Annotated in this window: 17 protein-coding genes and 3 tRNA genes; 8 read left to right on the top strand and 12 right to left on the bottom strand. The window is 62.7% G+C overall.

The window, feature by feature from the left end:
- The first annotated feature begins 59 nt into the window (after positions 1-59).
- From ACRAWE_RS19555 to ACRAWE_RS19545, 3 genes are all read left to right on the top strand, one after another.
- Positions 60-146, top strand: a tRNA-Leu gene (locus ACRAWE_RS19555).
- Between the two features lie 35 nt (positions 147-181).
- Positions 182-268, top strand: a tRNA-Leu gene (locus ACRAWE_RS19550).
- Positions 269-310: 42 nt separating this feature from the next.
- A tRNA-Leu gene (locus ACRAWE_RS19545) sits at positions 311-397 on the top strand.
- Between the two features lie 88 nt (positions 398-485).
- Here ACRAWE_RS19545 and ACRAWE_RS19540 read toward each other — a convergent pair.
- The gene (locus ACRAWE_RS19540) at positions 486-770 is read right to left on the bottom strand and encodes a DUF1435 domain-containing protein (protein ID WP_025159611.1); all 285 of its coding nucleotides are present in this window, start codon (positions 768-770) and stop codon (positions 486-488) included.
- A gap of 260 nt (positions 771-1,030) precedes the next feature.
- Between ACRAWE_RS19540 and ACRAWE_RS19535 the strand changes: the two genes are divergently transcribed.
- The gene (locus ACRAWE_RS19535; protein WP_025159610.1) at positions 1,031-2,110 is read left to right on the top strand and encodes a GGDEF domain-containing protein; all 1,080 of its coding nucleotides are present in this window, start codon (positions 1,031-1,033) and stop codon (positions 2,108-2,110) included.
- 36 nt (positions 2,111-2,146) lie between these two features.
- Here ACRAWE_RS19535 and ACRAWE_RS19530 read toward each other — a convergent pair whose 3' ends face one another.
- Positions 2,147-2,743: a TetR/AcrR family transcriptional regulator gene (locus ACRAWE_RS19530; protein ID WP_019454975.1), complete on the bottom strand. Its 597-nt coding sequence runs from the start codon at positions 2,741-2,743 to the stop codon at positions 2,147-2,149.
- Between the two features lie 137 nt (positions 2,744-2,880).
- Between ACRAWE_RS19530 and ACRAWE_RS19525 the strand changes: the two genes are divergently transcribed.
- Positions 2,881-4,077: an MFS transporter gene (locus tag ACRAWE_RS19525; protein WP_432525781.1), complete on the top strand. Its 1,197-nt coding sequence runs from the start codon at positions 2,881-2,883 to the stop codon at positions 4,075-4,077.
- Positions 4,078-4,087: 10 nt separating this feature from the next.
- On the opposite strand, the gene ACRAWE_RS19520 is transcribed toward ACRAWE_RS19525, so the two are convergent.
- On the bottom strand, positions 4,088-4,999 hold the full coding sequence (locus tag ACRAWE_RS19520; protein ID WP_063918116.1) for a LysR family transcriptional regulator: 912 nt from the start codon (positions 4,997-4,999) through the stop codon (positions 4,088-4,090).
- A 108-nt stretch (positions 5,000-5,107) separates the two neighbouring features.
- Here ACRAWE_RS19520 and ACRAWE_RS19515 point away from each other — a divergent pair, with 108 nt between their 5' ends.
- Positions 5,108-6,310: an MFS transporter gene (locus ACRAWE_RS19515; protein WP_432525780.1), complete on the top strand. Its 1,203-nt coding sequence runs from the start codon at positions 5,108-5,110 to the stop codon at positions 6,308-6,310.
- Between the two features lies 1 nt (position 6,311).
- Here ACRAWE_RS19515 and fucP read toward each other — a convergent pair whose 3' ends face one another.
- Genes fucP through ACRAWE_RS19480 form a run of 7 tightly spaced genes read right to left on the bottom strand, consistent with a single transcriptional unit; the run spans position 6,312 to position 12,473 of the window.
- Positions 6,312-7,541, bottom strand: a complete 1,230-nt coding sequence (gene fucP / locus ACRAWE_RS19510) for an L-fucose:H+ symporter permease (protein WP_019454971.1) — start codon at positions 7,539-7,541, stop codon at positions 6,312-6,314.
- A gap of 40 nt (positions 7,542-7,581) precedes the next feature.
- The gene (locus ACRAWE_RS19505; RefSeq protein ID WP_074055314.1) at positions 7,582-7,941 is read right to left on the bottom strand and encodes an L-rhamnose mutarotase; all 360 of its coding nucleotides are present in this window, start codon (positions 7,939-7,941) and stop codon (positions 7,582-7,584) included.
- A complete protein-coding gene (locus tag ACRAWE_RS19500; RefSeq protein WP_154747134.1) occupies positions 7,938-8,714 on the bottom strand; it encodes an SDR family oxidoreductase in 777 nt (258 codons plus the stop codon). Before ACRAWE_RS19500 ends, ACRAWE_RS19505 begins: the two co-directional genes overlap by 4 nt.
- Positions 8,692-9,555: an amidohydrolase family protein gene (locus ACRAWE_RS19495; protein WP_309530874.1), complete on the bottom strand. Its 864-nt coding sequence runs from the start codon at positions 9,553-9,555 to the stop codon at positions 8,692-8,694. The genes ACRAWE_RS19500 and ACRAWE_RS19495 overlap by 23 nt, the downstream gene beginning before the upstream one ends.
- A 14-nt stretch (positions 9,556-9,569) precedes the next feature.
- Positions 9,570-10,847 carry an L-fuconate dehydratase gene (locus ACRAWE_RS19490; protein ID WP_074055317.1) on the bottom strand — a complete coding sequence of 426 codons (1,278 nt, stop codon included), beginning with the start codon at positions 10,845-10,847 and terminating at the stop codon, positions 9,570-9,572.
- A gap of 14 nt (positions 10,848-10,861) precedes the next feature.
- Entirely contained in the window at positions 10,862-11,707 is an 846-nt protein-coding gene (locus tag ACRAWE_RS19485; protein WP_063918109.1) for a fumarylacetoacetate hydrolase family protein, read from the bottom strand.
- Between the two features lie 25 nt (positions 11,708-11,732).
- Positions 11,733-12,473 carry an SDR family oxidoreductase gene (locus ACRAWE_RS19480; RefSeq protein WP_432525778.1) on the bottom strand — a complete coding sequence of 247 codons (741 nt, stop codon included), beginning with the start codon at positions 12,471-12,473 and terminating at the stop codon, positions 11,733-11,735.
- A 235-nt stretch (positions 12,474-12,708) separates the two neighbouring features.
- Here ACRAWE_RS19480 and ACRAWE_RS19475 point away from each other — a divergent pair, with 235 nt between their 5' ends.
- Both ACRAWE_RS19475 and ampH read left to right on the top strand, forming a co-directional pair.
- Positions 12,709-13,467 (top strand): FadR/GntR family transcriptional regulator, encoded by a 759-nt coding sequence (locus ACRAWE_RS19475; protein ID WP_063918108.1) that lies wholly within the window; start codon positions 12,709-12,711, stop codon positions 13,465-13,467.
- A gap of 126 nt (positions 13,468-13,593) precedes the next feature.
- Positions 13,594-14,736 carry a D-alanyl-D-alanine-carboxypeptidase/endopeptidase AmpH gene (ampH, locus tag ACRAWE_RS19470; RefSeq protein WP_063918107.1) on the top strand — a complete coding sequence of 381 codons (1,143 nt, stop codon included), beginning with the start codon at positions 13,594-13,596 and terminating at the stop codon, positions 14,734-14,736.
- A gap of 33 nt (positions 14,737-14,769) precedes the next feature.
- On the opposite strand, the gene hpaC is transcribed toward ampH, so the two are convergent.
- Positions 14,770-15,285 (bottom strand): 4-hydroxyphenylacetate 3-monooxygenase, reductase component, encoded by a 516-nt coding sequence (gene hpaC / locus ACRAWE_RS19465; RefSeq protein WP_154747139.1) that lies wholly within the window; start codon positions 15,283-15,285, stop codon positions 14,770-14,772.
- 16 nt (positions 15,286-15,301) lie between these two features.
- On the bottom strand, positions 15,302-16,864 hold the full coding sequence (gene hpaB / locus ACRAWE_RS19460; protein WP_019454961.1) for a 4-hydroxyphenylacetate 3-monooxygenase, oxygenase component: 1,563 nt from the start codon (positions 16,862-16,864) through the stop codon (positions 15,302-15,304).
- Positions 16,865-16,877: the final 13 nt, after the last annotated feature.

The raw sequence follows: 16,877 nt of genomic DNA, 5'->3' as shown, positions 1-16,877 counted from the left end.
CGCCAAAATCTCTAGAATTCGCCTCCGTGGTAACGTTACTCCGGTAATGTTTCTGGTACGCGAAGGTGGCGGAATTGGTAGACGCGCTAGCTTCAGGTGTTAGTGTCCTTACGGACGTGAGGGTTCAAGTCCCTCTCTTCGCACCAATAACCACATGATTTATATTGCACTCAGCATCGATGCGAAGGTGGCGGAATTGGTAGACGCGCTAGCTTCAGGTGTTAGTGTTCTTACGGACGTGAGGGTTCAAGTCCCTCTCTTCGCACCAAGCTGGCGACGTAATATAAATCAAAGCAACAACATCGACTGTGCGAAGGTGGCGGAATTGGTAGACGCGCTAGCTTCAGGTGTTAGTGTCCTTACGGACGTGAGGGTTCAAGTCCCTCTCTTCGCACCAATTGATGATCTCTCCGGCAGTTCCCTCGAAAAAATCCCAACGCATTGATGATAAACACGCATAAGCGTGGTTTTGCCGTTTCCGGCGTTTAGCCGACGCTGAAGTTCAGACTGATGGCCGCCAGGCCGCCCGCCAACGCCATACAGGAAGGCAGCAGCAGATAGTGACGCAGCCGGCTGTTAAACAACATCACCAGCGTCGCCAACATCGCTATCACGATCAGGGTGCGCAACTGCATCATATCCAGGTCGATCAAGGCCAGCAGCGGCATCAGCGCGCACGGCAGCAAAACGCCCCAGGCGCTGGCCAGACGATCGCCGAGGCACCAACTGACGCCCCACAGCCCGCATGCGGCAATCATGGCAGTAAGCATGACAACCCCCTTCAAGTGATAATGATAACCAATATCATATAACACTTTTTTGGCCGCCGCATCATTTTCGCTACGGTGACCAAACCCAGATGACACCAGCATGAAAAAATGATAATTTGACATAAGAAAATTCCTAGTCCTGTTTGCATGATAATAATCACAACGGTCAACCATGCAATTCAAGTGGATATTTCGCGCCGAGGGAATGCTTCTCAACCTTAATTATTCGACAGTACGACTTTGCAAAGAGTGACCTCCGTATGAACGCCCGTTCTTATCAGGAATTACTGAACAGCAAGCAGCGCCTGGCATTATTTATTTTTCTAATGATGAATGCCGCCTCTTCCATATTTACGTTATTGTTCCCTTTTAGGGATGTCCCTTCTTTTACTCTGCCTTTATTATGCATACCGTTATTTTGTCTGGCGGCGGCGCTATTTTCGTTGTACACACCGCGGCAATACCAGTGCAAACTCAACCTGTTTGCCAGCGTGCTCGGCCTGCTGTGGGCCGCACATATCTATGTCAAAAGTCAGTATTGCCTACCGAATAACCAAGATTTTTTATTAATTAGTTTGTTCAGTATCTTTTTTATCAGCGCTATTTCTCTGACGGATAACTTCACCGCCTTTTGTTTGCACGCCGTGCCCTCTGCAATGATGATCCTGGCCCTGGACGGCATGCATAATACCCTGCGGATATTATTCACTACGGTATTACCTATTATTGCTTTTTCGCTCCATCATCTGATGTTGAAACGCAGCGAAATCTTCACCCATGCGTTGGTGGCCAATCTGTATAACGAACGGGACAGATTCAATAATTTGAGCATGCTCGATCCCCTGACCGGCCTTTATAACCGACGTGGGCTGGAGAATAAGATCAATATGCTGCTGGAGCCGCAAACCGGCCGCCACTACGTATTGCTGCTGGATATCGACCACTTTAAGGTCTACAACGACAGCTACGGCCATGCGATGGGCGATCGGGCGCTGGTACAAGTGGCGGTCGCCATCCGCGATGCGGTGCGTTCGCGCGATATCGTGGTGCGCTACGGCGGGGAAGAGTTTTTGGTGCTGCTGACCAACGTGCACGAAGGCTACGCGGCGCAACTGGCAGAACGGGTACGCCAGCGGGTGGCGGAACTGAACATCCCGCACGGCGCCAGCCCACAGCACAGCGGCACGCTGACGCTCAGCGCCGGCATCTCGGCATTGGAAAAGCTGGACGTCGAATCGGCGATCGGTGCAGCCGACGCTGCGCTCTACCTGGCGAAACACAGCGGCCGCAACAATATCCAGCTGGCGCAAAACGTCCAGCCCGCTCCCCTTCACTCCTAAGCCGCCGCCGCAACGCGCGGTGGCCGGCTTCAACATTTAAGCGACGGGAAAACGCAGCCCGTTCAGCAACAGGTTCAGACCGGCTAACGCCTGTTCCAACGCCGTTTCTTTTTCCGGCTGATGTGCGACCCACAGCGCAGCATCCATCAGGCCGCCATTGATTAAATGCGCCAGCGCTTCCGGTTCGGCGGTAGCGATACGCCGCTGCGCCATCAACGCCTGTAAGGCCCCCGTCATCCAGGTGATGCAACCCAACTTGCTGGCCTGCAGATAGTCGGCTCCCAGCACCGAAGGCGAATCGCGTAACAGAATGCGCTGCGCATGCGGCTCCGTCATCATGATCAGGTAACCGCGACAACGGCCCGCGAAGGCCTCCCAGTCATCTGGCGTGCTCGCGGTAATGTCGGCCAGGCGCGCATCCATTTCGGCGTCGATTTCCTGCACGACGGCCAAAAACAATCCCTTCTTGTCGCCAAAATGGTGATAGAGCGCACCGCGCGTCATACCGGCTTGCGCGGTAAGCTCATCCATCACCGTTTCGGCATACCCCACGCCGCCGAACTGCTGACGGGCGGCCGCCACCAGCTTACGCCGGGTTTCTTCAATCATTTCTGTGCGCGCTTTACGTGCCATGGATTCACTCCCGTCTCGCCATTGATGACGTTATAATTGACATACGCCATGTATGTCAATTAACGTAACATACGTGGCGTATGTCAATGATGGGCATTGCGCGAATACCGAGCCGCCAACATTCAGGAGCCCTTTTCATGGCAAATCCTTATTTCACACTGTTCAGCGCACCGGGCAGCAAGGCGTTTTCCTCTGCCGGGTTGATCGCACGCCTGCCGATCTCAATGACCGGTATCGGCATCATCACCATGCTTTCGCAGGTACGCGGCTCCTATTGGCTGGCGGGTGCGGTGGCGGCGACATTCGCCTTTTCCATGGCGCTGCTCGCGCCGCAAATCGCACGCGCGGCGGACCGCCACGGCCAAAACCGCGTGCTGCCCTACGCCACCGGGGTCAGCGCACTCGCCCTGTTGCTGCTGCTGATCTGCACCCACTATCGGGTGCCGGACTGGACGCTGTTCGTCTTCGCCGCGCTCGCGGGCGGCATGCCCAGCATCTCCGCGATGGTCAGAGCCCGCTGGAGCGAAATTTATCGCGGCACGCCGCAGCTGCACACGGCATTTTCATTCGAATCCGTACTGGATGAGGTCGCCTTTATCATCGGCCCGCCGATCGCCGTGGGGCTCAGCGTTTCACTCTTCCCTGAGGCCGGCCCTTTGGCGGCCGCGCTGCTTCTGGTGGCGGGCGTCACGGCGTTCGCCTGGCAAAAAAGCACTCAGCCTCCGGTTTACCCCCGCACTCGCCAGCGGCAGCGCGCCATCCTGGCGATGCCGTCGATGCAGATCCTGGTGCTGGCGCTGATCGCGCTGGGCACCATCGTCGGCACCGTGGACGTCATCAGCGTGGCCTTCGCCGAGCAGCAAGGGCAGCCGGCCGCCGCCAGCATCGTGCTGTCTGTTTATGCAGGCGGCTCCTGCCTCGCCGGGCTGATTTTCGGCGCAATAAAGCTGCCGTCTCCCTTGCCCCGGCAGTTCTTATACGCCGCCTTCGCCACCGCACTCACCACGCTGCCGCTGCTGTGGGTGCACAATGTCTTAACGCTGGCGGCGGCGATGTTTGTCGCCGGACTGTTTTTCGCGCCAACCATGATCGTCGCCATGGGGTTGGTTGAACGCCTCGTGCCGCCTTCACGCTTGACGGAAGGATTGACCTGGATGGTGACCGGCCTGGGGATTGGCGTGGCGCTCGGCGCCGCCCTGGCGGGGCTGGCGATCGATGCGGTGGGGATCAAGGCCGGCTTCGGCGTCACGCTCATTGCCGGCCTGGTGGTTATGGCGGTGGCGGCCGGCGGCTATCGCTTAATGCGGCGAACGCTGGCCGTGCAAGCGGCGTGAGCCGCCCGCGCTAAGCGGTTTCCCAAATCGCCTTGCCCTGCCAGCGCTGTTCGATCGCCGCGAGGAACAGCTTCACCTTGGGGGAGAGGTGGCGCCGGCTGGGATAGACGGCGCAGATCGGCGGCCCTGGGCGACAATAGCGCTCCAGCACCGGTACCAGCGTGCCGGCCGCAATCTGTTCGCCGACCAGAAACGCCCCCACCTGGCACAGGCCGGCCCCGGCGACGGCCGCATCCCGCAAGGCCTCGACGTTGTTGAAACGCATCCGGCCGCGCACCGGCTGTTCGTGCAGTTGACCGTTGACCCGATAGCGCCAGGGCGCCGGCAGCCCCTGATGGCTGAAGACCAGCGTCTGGTGATCGCCCAACGCCTCCGGTTTCGCAGGCGTACCGTGCCGCACCAGATAGTCCGGCGCAGCGCAGGTGATCAGACGATGCGGCGCGAGCACCCGCCGCACCAGCCGGCTGTCGTCGCTGCCGCCGACGCGGACAGCCACGTCGATGCCGTCGCGCACCAGATCGCTGTAATCATCGGAAAAGCTGACGTCGGCGTCCACCTCCGGCCACTGCGCCAAAAACTCCCGCAAAATCGGCAGAATATGCAACCGCCCCAACGCGACCGGCAAATCCAGCCGCAGCCGCCCGCGCGGGGTTTGCCGCCGCGTATTGAGCGCTGTTTCCGCCTCTTCGGCCTGCGACAGGATGCGCTGCGCATATTCGTAAAACACCGCGCCGTCTTCGGTCAGGCTGACGCTGCGCGTGGTGCGCTGCAGCAGCCGGGTGGCCAGTCGCTCCTCCAACCGGTTCACGCATTTGCCCGCCGCCGATCGGGAGATACCCAGCCTCTCGGCCGCCAGCGTGAAGCTACAGGCGTCGGCGACGCGAATGAACACCAGCAGATCGGTCAGGTTATCCAACGGCATAGACGGTAAATTAGCCACGTTTTGTCCCCAATATTGCGCATCAAGGCCAGTTTATCAGCCATTTTGGCGCGGATACACTGAGGTTATTCATCTGCTGGGAGGATCCTTATGAATGCCTTACACGCCGACGGCGGCGCAAAACCCTGGCTGGCGACCTTCGCCATCGGCCTGTCCACCTTCACCGTCGTTACCGCAGAAATGCTACCCGTCGGGCTGCTGACCCCGATCGTCAGCACGCTGAACGCGACGGTCGGCCGCGCGGGGCTGCTGATTTCTCTGCCAGCCCTGTTCGCCGCACTGTTCGCCCCGCTGGTGGTGCTGGGCGCCCGGCGCACGGATCGCCGCCGCCTGTTGGTGGGCTTTCTGCTGCTGCTGATCGCCGCCAACCTGCTGGCCGCCGCCGCCACCTCCATGGCCCTGCTGTTCGCCGCTCGCATCCTGCTGGGCTTTTGCATCGGCGGTATCTGGGTCATCGCCGGCGGGCTGGCGGAACGTCTGGTGCCGCCGGCCTCCGTCGGATTGGCGCTGTCGATCATCTTCGGCGGCGTGGCGGCGGCCTCGGTGTTCGGCGTGCCGTTCGGGGTGTTCCTCGGCGAAGCGCTGGGCTGGCGCCTGGCGTTTCTGGCCGTCGCCGTCCTGGCGGCGCTGACCCTGCTGCTGCTGCTGTGCGTGCTGCCACCGCTGCCGGTCACGCAGGCGGTGAGCTGGCGGTCGTTCACCGCGCAGCGCGCGAATCGCCGGCTGCTGACCGGGCTGCTGCTGACGTTTCTGCTGGTCGCCGGCCACTTTATGGCTTACACCTTTGTCCGCCCGCTGCTGCAGACGGTTGCCGGCATCGAGGGCCGCTGGATGGGGCCGTTGCTGTTCACCTACGGCGTCGCCGGCATCATCGGGAATTTCATCGCCGGCCAGGCCGCCGCCAAACGGCTGCGCCGCACCCTGGCGCTAATCACCCTCGGGCTGGCGCTCGCCGTCCTGCTGCTGCCACTGCTGGGTTACGCGCCGATGAGCGGCGGCGCCTTCCTCCTGCTGTGGGGCATCGCCTACGGCGGCGTTTCCGTTTCGCTGATGGCGTGGATGCTCAAGGCGGCGCCCGACGCGGTCGAGGTCGCCTCTTCGCTGTATATCGCGCTATTTAACCTGGCGATTTCCTGCGGTTCGCTGGCGGGCGGGCTGGTGGTGGACGCAGGAGGCTTGACGATAAACGGTGCGCTGTCCGGCATGGTGCTGCTGCTGGCGTTGGCGATCCTGATGCGAATGCGCCCACAGACGCTGACAACGGCGGCGAAGGCCGATTCGCCGCCGGGTTGAATCAGGCGCGGCGCTGCCGCAGGCCGTAAACCAGCACCACCGCGAAGCACAGTAGCGGCAGCAGATAAGAGAGCGCGGTGCTGTAGCGGTCGGCCAGCGCCCCCATAAAGTACGGCATGATGGCGCCGCCGACGATCGCCATGATCATGAAGGAACTGGCGCGTTTGGTGTGCTTGCCCAGATTTTTCACCCCCAGGGCGAAAATGGTTGGGAACATGATCGACATAAAGAAGAACACCGCGATCAGCGCCACCACCGACACCCCGTCGACGCTCAGCATCACCACGCCGCACAGCGCGATGTTGATCAGCGCATAGGCCGCCAGCAGCGTCGCCGGCTTGACCCGCCCCATCAGCCAGGTGCTGAAGAAGCGCCCGACCATAAAGCAGATCATGGCGATCGACAGCAGGTAAGAAGCGCTCTGGTTGGACACATCGCGCCAGTGCTCGGTGGCGTAGTTGATGAAGAATGCCCCCACGCCCACCTGCGCCGCCACGTAAAAGAACTGCGTGATAACCCCGCCGACGAAATGCGGATGCTGCCACAATCCCTGCGCTATCACGCCGTGCACCGGTTTCTCCTCCTCGCGGATCGCCGGCAGCCGGGTGCGGCTGAACAACAGCGCGATCAGCAGCACCAGCACGGCGATCGCCACATAGGTCATCTTCACCGCGCTCTGATCGCCGCCGCCGGCGGATTGGCTGGCGGAGAAGAACAGCGTGCCGCCGATCAGCGGGCCGATAAACTGCCCGAGGCCGTTGAACGACTGGGCCAGGTTCAGCCGCCGTTCGGCGCCCTGCGCGTCGCCCAGCACCGTGGCGTAAGGGTTGGCGGCCGTTTCCAGGCAGCCCAGGCCGCTGGCGATAACGAACAGCGCGAACAGGAACACGCCGAAGCTGTTGGCCGACGCCGCCGGCACGAACAGCAGCGCCCCCAGCGCATACAGGCACAGCCCGACCAGAATGCCCGCTTTATAGCCCTTGCGGTCCATGAAATAGCCGGCGGGCAGCGCCACCAGGAAATAGGCGCCGAAATAGGCCGCCTGCAGCAGCCCCGACTGCGCCTTGGTGACGTGCAGCGTCTCCTGAAAATGTTTGTTTAATACGTCCAGCAGGCCATAGGACAGCCCCCACATGAAGAACAGGCTGGTGACCAGGATAAAGGCCCAGCGCAGGTTGGCGGTCACGGGGACGCCCGGCTGCGCGGAGGCCGCGCTTTTTTCAGCAAGCATGGTGATATCCTCGTATCGGCTAGCGATGTTGATGTCGGCGTTATTGCTGTTGCAGAGAGAAAATCCGCGTCATTTCCACCCATTTTTCGCCCTGCGGCGTCCAGGGGGTGGCGGCCTGGTAGTGCCACATCAGCGCTTCCCATCGCTGTACTTCGGGGTTGTTCAGGCTGGCGGCGTCAAAGCGCGCGGCGTCGAAGTCGGCGCTGACCTCCACGATCATGAACAGCCGGGTGCCCAACCGGTAAATCTCCATCTCCAGAATGCCGTGCTCGCGCAAATGCGCGGCGATGCCCGGCCAAATGCGCTGGTGATGCTGCTGGTACTCCGCAATCAGCGCCGGTGAGTCGATCAGATCGAGCGCCTGGCAGAAACGGCGCCGCCCAGCCGCCGCGCCGCTCACGTCAGCGCCCGATCGAGATGCAGGTAGCCGCCGTCCACCGACAGCCATTGCCCGGTGGTGTGCGATGACCGCGATGACAGCAGAAACGCCACGGTATCGGCGATCTCCTGCGGCGTGGTCATGCGCTGTCCGAGCGGAATGCGCGCAGTGATTTTCTCCATCTGCCGCTGCGGCTCGGCGAAGGTGTTGAGCCAGCGCTGGTACTGCGGGGTGATCACCTCCGCCGGCACCACCGCGTTCACCCGCACCCCGTCATGGCGCAGCGACACCGCCCATTCGCGCGTCAGCGCCAGCACCGCGCCCTTGGCGGCGGTGTAACCGCTGGTCCCCCCCTGCCCGCTGAGCGCGGTCTTGGAGGCGATGTTGACGATGGAGCCTCGGCTCTCCCGCAGCGCCGCCTGGCACAGGTGCGCCATCAGGTAGTAGTGCACCAGATTCTTTTCCAGCGAGCCGACGAACGCCTCGCGCCCCGCCTCCAGCCCGACGCCATCGTTGACCCCGGCGTTATTCACCAGCCCGTCGATGCGGCCGAAGGTCGCCAGCGTCTGGCTAACCGCGCGGCGGCAGGCCGCCTCGTCGCACAATTCGGTGAGGATCACCTCGGTGCGCGGCTGCAGCCGCTGCAAATCGGCCAGCAGCGCCGCCTCCGGCGCGGCGTTGGTGACCAGCACCGGAATCGCTCCCTCTTCGGCCAGCACATGAGAAATCGCCGCGCCGATGCCGGAACCGCCGCCGGTAACCAACACCACCTTATCTTGCAGATACAGATCCATAACCAGACTCCGTTAAACCGTAAATTCGCCAGGCGGTGCCGCCCCAAATTGCCGCCTGTTCGGCGGCCCCCAGCGTCGACAGCGCCTGTTCGCACAGTTGCACCACCTGACGGTAGTCGCCGGCCAACAGGCACACCGGCCAGTCGGAGCCGAACATCAGCCGCTGCGGGCCGAAAGCCTCCAGCGCGGCGGCGAAGAACGGCAGTAGCTCCTCCGCCCGCCACCGGCCGCCCGGTGCCTCGGTGATCAGCCCCGAGAGCTTGCAGGCCACGTGCGGCAATGCCGCCAGCGGCCGGATTTGCTGCGCCCAGTGCCGCGCACCGCGCGCCACGTCCGGCTTACCGAGATGATCCAACACCAGCCAGTGTTGGTCGTGGCGGGCGGCGAACGCCGCCGCGGCCGCCAGATCCCGGTGCGTCACCAGGATCTCGTATACATACCCGGCGCGCTGCAGCGTCTGGATGCCGCGCTCCACCTCTGGCCGCGCCAGCCAGGCTGCCGGCTCCGCCTCGTCCTGCACCTGATGGCGCACCCCGCGCAGCGCGCGATAAGGCTGCAAGGCCTCCAGACGCTGCGCCAGCTGTGGCGAAGCGATATCCAGCCACCCCACCACGCCGCATACGCCCTCGCTCTGCTCAGCCAGCGCCAGCAGGGCCAGCGTCTCTTCCTCGCTGGGACGCGCCTGCACCGCCAGCGCGCCGTCGAAACCGTGCGCCTGCAACAGCGGCCGCAGCTGGGTCGGCCCAAAATCCTGCCGCAGCACGCGCATCTGCTCGTCGATCCACGGGTAGTGCTGCGGGTGGTAGCGCCAGTAGTGCTGGTGAGCGTCGATGCGCAGCATGGGATCCCCCTGCCTCACCCGCGGAACCGATACTGCTCGATCGACGCCGGATGCATCTCGATCGAATAGCCGGGCCGGCTCGGCGGCATGTAGGCCGCGCCCTTGATTACGCAAGGATCGACAAAGTGCTCATGCAGATGATCGACATACTCGATCACCCGGCCCTCGTGGGTGCCGGCGATGCACAGATAGTCGATCATCGACAGGTGCTGCACGTATTCGCACAGCCCGACGCCGCCGGCGTGCGGACAGACCGGCAACTGGTATTTGGCCGCCATCAGCATCACCGCCAACACTTCGTTGACGCCGCCGAGGCGACAGGCGTCGATCTGCACCACGTCCACCGCGCCGCGCATGATGAACTGCTTGAACATGATGCGGTTCTGGCACATCTCGCCGGTGGCCACCTTGACCGGCGCCACCCCTTCGCGGATGCGGCGATGCCCTTCCACGTCGTCCGGGCTGGTCGGCTCTTCGATAAACCAGGGCTTGGCGAACGCCAGATGCTTCACCCACGGAATGGCTTCATCGACTTCCCACACCTGGTTGGCATCGATCATCAGCCGGCGATCCGGGCCGATCACCTCGCGGGCGATGCGCACCCGGCGGATGTCGTCTTCCAGATCGCGCCCGACCTTCAGTTTCAGGTAGGAGAAACCGGCGTCGACCGCCTCCTGGCACAGGCGGCGCAGCTTGTCGTCCGGATAACCCAACCACCCTGCCGAAGTGGTGTAGCAGGGATACCCTTCCTGCAGCAGCCGTTCCAGGCGGCGTTCTTTGCCCTCGGCCCGCTGCTTGAGCAGCGCCAGCGCTTCCTGCGGCGTGATGCAGTCGGTGATGTAACGGAAGTCGATGCAGCGCACCAGCTCCTCCGGCGTCATCTCCGCCACCAGCCGCCACACCGGTTTGCCGACCGATTTGGCCCACAGATCCCACACCGCGTTAACCACCGCGCCGGTCGCCAGGTGAATAGCGCCTTTGTCCGGCCCGATCCAGCGCAGCTGGCTGTCGCTGGTGAAGCGCCGCCAGAAGGCGCCCATGTCGGCGGCGATCGTCTCCAGCCGTTCGCCGACGATCTGATGCTCCAGCGCGCGGATCGCCGCGCAGCAGATCTCGTTGCCGCGGCCGATGGTGAACGTCAGCCCGTGGCCGCTGAGATCCGCGCGATCGGTCTCCAAGATCACGTAAGCGGCAGAATAGTCGGGATCCGGATTCATGGCGTCGGATCCGTCCAGCCCCAGCGACGTGGGGAAACGAATGTCTTCAACCCGCAGTGCGGTAATGGTGGTCATGGCAGCGCTCCCGGTTAAGCCTGTACGGTTTGCTGGCGCTGTTCGCCCAGCCCTTCAATGCCCAGACGCATCGTCTGGCCCGCCCGCAGATAGATAGGCTGCGGTTTCTGCCCCATGCCGACGCCCGGCGGCGTGCCGGTGGAGATCACGTCGCCCGGCTGCAGGCTCATGAAGCGGCTGAGGTAACTGACGATCTGCGGAATGCGGAAGATCATGGTGCTGGTGTTGCCGTCCTGATAGCGCTTGCCGTCCACCTCCAGCCACAGATTCAGGCTGTGCGGATCGGCGATTTCGTCGGCGGTGACCAACCAGGGGCCGATCGGCCCGAAGGTGTCGCAGCCTTTGCCCTTGTCCCAGGTGCCGCCGCGCTCAATTTGATATTCGCGTTCAGAGACATCGTTGATCACGCAGTAGCCGGCGACGTGGCGCATCGCGTCCGCTTCGCTGATGTAGCGCCCGCCCTGGCCGATCACCACGCCCAGCTCCACTTCCCAGTCGGTTTTCTGCGAACCGCGCGGGATCTCCACCCGATCGTTGGGGCCGACCACCGCGCTGGTCCATTTGTTGAACACCACCGGCTCTTCAGGGATAGCCGCGCCGGTTTCCGCTGCGTGATCGGCGTAGTTCAGGCCAATACAGATAAACTTGCCGATGCCGCCGACACAGGCGCCGAGGCGCGGCTGCCCTTCGACCAGCGGCAGCGCGGCGCTGTCCAGCGCGCGCAGTTTGGCCAGCGACGCCGGCAATAACGCGGCGCCGCCCACGTCGGCGATATGCTGCGACAGATCGCGCAGGCGACCTTGCGCATCCAACATGCCGGGGCGTTCTTGCCCGGGTTGCCCGTAACGTAAAAGTTTCATGCCTTCCTCTCTCAAAAATGACGGTTCAGTTGCTCCAGCCGCCGTCGATGATCTGCACCGTGCCGGTGGTGTATGAGCTGGCGTCAGAGGCCAGATACAGCGCCAATTGGGCGATCTCCTCGGTGGTACCGATGCGCCCGATCGGCTGGCGGGCGACGAACGCCTGATACACCTCTTGCTCGCTGCGCCCCTGCTCGCGCGCCTGCTCGGCGATGCGCTGGCGCAGCGACGGCGATTCCACCGTACCGGGGCAGATGGCGTTGCAGCGGATGCCCTGGGTGACGTAATCCGCCGCCACCGAGCGCGTCAGGCCGATCACCGCCGCCTTGCTGGCGCCGTAGGCGAAGCGGTTCGGCACCCCTTTCACGCTCGAGGCCACCGAGGACATATTGATGATCGAGCCTTTGCCGCGCGCCAACATGCCCGGCAGGAAGGCGCGGATCATGCGGAACATCGCGGTCACGTTGAGATCGAGCGCGAACGCCCACTGATCTTCGCTGCAATCGAGGATCGATCCGCTGTGCACCACGCCGGCGCAGTTGAACAGCACATCGATCGGGCCGATCGCTTCCGCCGCCGCCGCGATGGCGGCCGGATCGGTGACGTTCAGCGTCAGCGCGCGGATCCCGGCGCAGCCCTGCAGGAGCTCGAGGTTAATGTCGCTGGCGATCACTTCGGCGCCGGCGGCAGCGAACAGCCTGGCGGTGGTGAATCCGATCCCTTGCCCAGCGGCGGTGATCAGTACGCGTTTCCCGGTTAAATCCATCTTGACTCCTCGGCCTAAAGGTCTAATGGTCAGGCCACTAAGGGCGATTAAAGGTCAGGCCTCTAACATGACAAAAGACGCTTTACGCGTTATCGTTGGGGGAAGAAGTTAATAAAACAGCCTTGAAACCGCATTTCAATTAACCATTTTTTTACACTTGAATAACGATTACTCAAGCGCCTTGTCGCATAATTGTGCGCCAAATCACTGAACGCCGAATCGTCAAAGGTCAAAAATGCCGATTACCCGACTGGAAAACCCACGAATTTACAGACAGATAGCTGATCAGCTCAAACGTCTTATCGAAAATAACGAATTTCCGCCGGGCAGCCGTCTGCCCTCGGAGCGCGATCTTGCCCAGCAGTTGCAGGTCAGCCGCGCGTCGGTGCGCGAGGCGCTGATCGCGCTGGAAGTGATCGGCCTGGTGGACGTTAAGGTCGGCAACGGGGTGATCGTGCGTTCGCCAACGCCGCTGGCGACGTCGAAGGAGCCGGTGATGGCCCAGGCCGGCCGCAACCAGTGGGCGGAGATCGACGACGAGTTGAACATCGAGCTGGATTTCAACGCCGAGCTGCCGCCGTTTTCTCTGCTGCAAACCCGCCTGCTGATCGAACCGGAAACCGCCGCGCTGGCCGCGCGCCACGCCACCGACGAAGAACTGGCGGGCATCCGCGCCGCCTATGAGCAGAACTGCCGCGATAACCGGGCCGGTTCCGCCACCCACCCCGGCGATCGGCTGTTCCACATCCGCATCGCCCAGGCCAGCGGCAACCCGGCCTATGCGTTCATCATCGGCCACCTGCTCGGCCACCGCTACGGCAGCATGTTCCGCGTGCTGCAGCGCCACTATACGCCGGACGATATGCCGCACCGCTCCGAACTGGAACACCGGGCGATCCTGGCAGCGATCGAAGCGCGCGACGTGCGCGGCGCCCGCAAGGCGATGAAGGCGCACCTGGACGAAGTGATCGCCATTTTCGCCCGCGCGCAGTAGGCCGCCGGCGGTTAAAAAATTTTATCGTCACCGCTCTTTTTTCTACATGCAGCCGGGGCCTGGGCGCATTACACTGGGCGACGAATGACGCCCTTTCCCGCTGCATTGTTAAATGGATAACGACCGTTGAAGAACTCTGTCTCCGCTTTATTGCTGGCGCTGGGCCTGTGCGCCGCGCCGCTGACCGTGCAGGCCGCGCCCCCGCAGCTGGCTTCGCAAATCGTCGACCAGTATGCCGAACATATTTTCTACAACAGCGGCGCCACCGGCATGGCGCTGGTAGTGATCGACGGCAATCAGGTGGTTAACCGCAGCTTTGGCGACACCAAACCCGGCAACAACCTGCGCCCGCGCCCGGATTCCCTGATCCGCATCGCCTCGATCACCAAGCTGATGACCAGCGAAGTGATGGTGAAAATGGCGGCGGATGGCCAGGTCAAGCTGACCGACCCGCTGCGCAAGTACGCCCCCAAAGGCGCCTATGTACCGGCTTACAACGCCGGTCAACCGATCACCCTGCTGAACCTGGCGACCCACACCAGTTCGCTGCCGCGCGAGCAGCCGGGCAAGAAGCCGCCGAAAACGCCGGTGTTCACCTGGCCGACCAAGGCCCAGCGCTGGCAGTGGCTGGCGCACGCCAACGTCACGGTGCCGCCGGGGGTGCACGCCGCCTACTCCAACCTGGCGTATGACCTGCTGGCCGATGCGCTGTCGCGCGCCGCGGGCAAGCCTTACAACGCGCTGCTGAAAGAGAAAATCACCGCGCCGCTCGGCATGGTCGACACCACGCTGACGCCAAGCCCCGAACAGTGCTCTCGCCTGATGGTGGCGGCGGCCGGCCCAAGCGCCTGCCGCGACACCACCGCCGCAGCCGGCAGCGGCGGCGTCTACTCGACCCCGCGCGACATGCAGCGCTGGATGCAGCAGTTCCTCTCTTCCAGCGCCAGCGGCCCGCGCAAAGCCACCGCCGCCAGCGAGCAAACCATGTACTTCCAGCGCCACGATCTGGTGTCGCTGAAGGGCATGGACGTGCCGGGGCAAGCGGATGCGCTGGGATTGGGTTGGGTGTATATGGCACCGAAAGACGGGCTGCCGGGCATCATTCAGAAGACCGGCGGCGGCGGCGGATTCATTACCTACATGGCGATGATTCCGGCGAAAAACGTCGGGGTGTTCGTGGTGGTGACACGCTCAGAGCTAAGCAAGTTCACCAACATGAGCGATCCGGTCAACCGCCTGGTGAGCGATCTGGCAGCCAACAAGAGTTGAAACGCGGGGCGCAGGCTGCTGCGCCCCAACGCCTCAGGCCGGCACCGCCATCGGGTGGATCACCGAATGGAAGTTGCGCTTGAAGTAGATCAGACCGTTGCCGGCTTCGCTCAGCGCGATCTGCTTGATCTGCACCAGGTACATCTGGTGGGTGCCGATGCTCTGGATCTGTTCGATCTCCCCTTCCAGGCTGGCCAGGGTATTGCGCAGCACCGGCTGCCCCAGCGCGCCAAGCTGCCACTCTTCCAGCCGGAAACGCTCCTCCATGCTGACGCCGGTCATGCCGGCGAAGTGGCGCGCCATCAGCTCCTGCTCGTGGTTGAGCACGTTGACGCACAGCCTGCCGTTTTCCTGAAACACCGGGTTCATCGCGCTGTTGCGATTGATGCACACCAGCAGCGTCGGCGGCGTATCGGTTACCGAGCACACCGCCGTGGCGGTAATGCCGCAGCGCCCCGCCGGGCCGTCGGTGGTGACGATATTCACCGCCGCCGACAGGCTGGCCATGGCATCGCGAAAGCGCAACCGCTGTTCATTTTCCTGAGACATACAACCTCCTCCTGAATTACTTCAGCAGATTATCCAACTGATTAATATCGTCATTGTTCCGCAGGTGCGGTACCTTCCAGCCGTGCTGATCGTAATCGGCCAGGCATTTGTCGACCATCTGCATCATGCGATCCATGTTGCCGGATCCCTGCGCGTGGCGCAGGCACTGCAGGCGGATCTCATCCTGGCTGCCGGCGTAGTTGATCTCATACAGCTCGTGACGGCCGCCGAATTCGCTGCCGATCGCATCCCACATCAGCTTGAGGATCTTGATGCGCTCGACGTGATCCATGCCGTCCGATCCGCGCACGTAGCGCGCCAGGTACTTGTCGATCTCCGGATTGTTCATGTCGCGCACGCTGGACGGCAGGTAGATCAGGCCGCTGGTGACGTTCTTCTCGATGATGTGTTTCACCTTGGTGTAGGCCATCGGCGCCATCACCCGGTAGGTTTGCAGCGCGGCGGAATCCGGCAGATAGGCGCCGTTTTCCCATTTAGTGGCTTCGGCGCACATCGCGTCGCTCAGCGACCAGAACAGGTTGCGCCAGGCCACCACTTCGCCCAGATCGGCCTGCACGCCGCGGAACTCCAGCACGCCGGTGCACGAGAGGCTCTTTTGCAGCAGCGCGGTGATGAAATCCATCTTCACCGCCAGGCGCACGCAGGCCTGCAGCGGGAACAGCCGGGCGAAACCGCCCTGGGTGCTCCAGCGGCGGCAGCGGTCAAAATCGCGGTAGATCAGCACGTTTTCCCACGGGATCAACACATGATCCATGATCAGGATCGCGTCGTTCTCGTCAAAGCGGCTGGTGAGCGGGTAGTCGAACGGCGATCCGGTGGCGCCGGCCACCAGCTCGTAGGAGGCGCGCGAAATCAGCTTCACCCCTTCGGCGTCCATCGGCGCCACGAACATCAGCGCGAAGTCCGGGTTATCGCCCATCACCTGCGCCGAACCGAAGCCGATGAAGTTGTAGTGGGTCAACGCCGAGTTGGTGGCCACCACTTTGGCGCCGCTGACGATGATGCCGGCGTCGGTCTCTTTTTCCACCTGAATGTAGACATCTTTCACCTCGTTGACCGGCTTATGGCGGTCGATCGGCGGGTTGACGATGGCGTGGTTGAAATAGAGCCCGGTTTCCTGAATGCGTTTGTACCAGTGGCGCGCGTTGTCGGCGAACTGGCCGTAGAACTCCGGATAAGCGCCCAGCGCGCAGCCGAAGGCCGCCTTGTAGTCCGGCGTGCGCCCCATCCAGCCATAGCTTTGGCGCGACCAGTCGGCGATGGCGTCGCGCTGTTGGCGCATCTCTTCCGGGCTGCGGGCATAGCGGAAGAATTTGTGGGTGTAACCGCCGTTGCCGGTGTCGGTGTTCCAGCACAGGCGATCCTGGCTGGCCGGATCGTGCAACGCGTCGTACAGCTGGCCGACAGACGCCGCGGCGTTGCGGAACGCAGGGTGCGTAGTGACGTCTTTCACGCGCTCGCCGTAAATGTAGATTTCGCGGCTGTCCTGCAAACTTTTCAGGTATTCGGCGCCGGTGAACGGGCGTTTGCTGTCGGCACGAAAGTCTTCTGGTTTCATCGGGTCTTCCTCG

The organism is Serratia sp. BFP-2025, from assembly GCF_050880365.1.
In the GTDB taxonomy this organism is placed as follows: domain Bacteria; phylum Pseudomonadota; class Gammaproteobacteria; order Enterobacterales; family Enterobacteriaceae; genus Serratia; species Serratia surfactantfaciens.
Note: the sequence above shows the minus strand (reverse complement) of the source record. Positions and strands in the feature narration are given on the sequence as shown.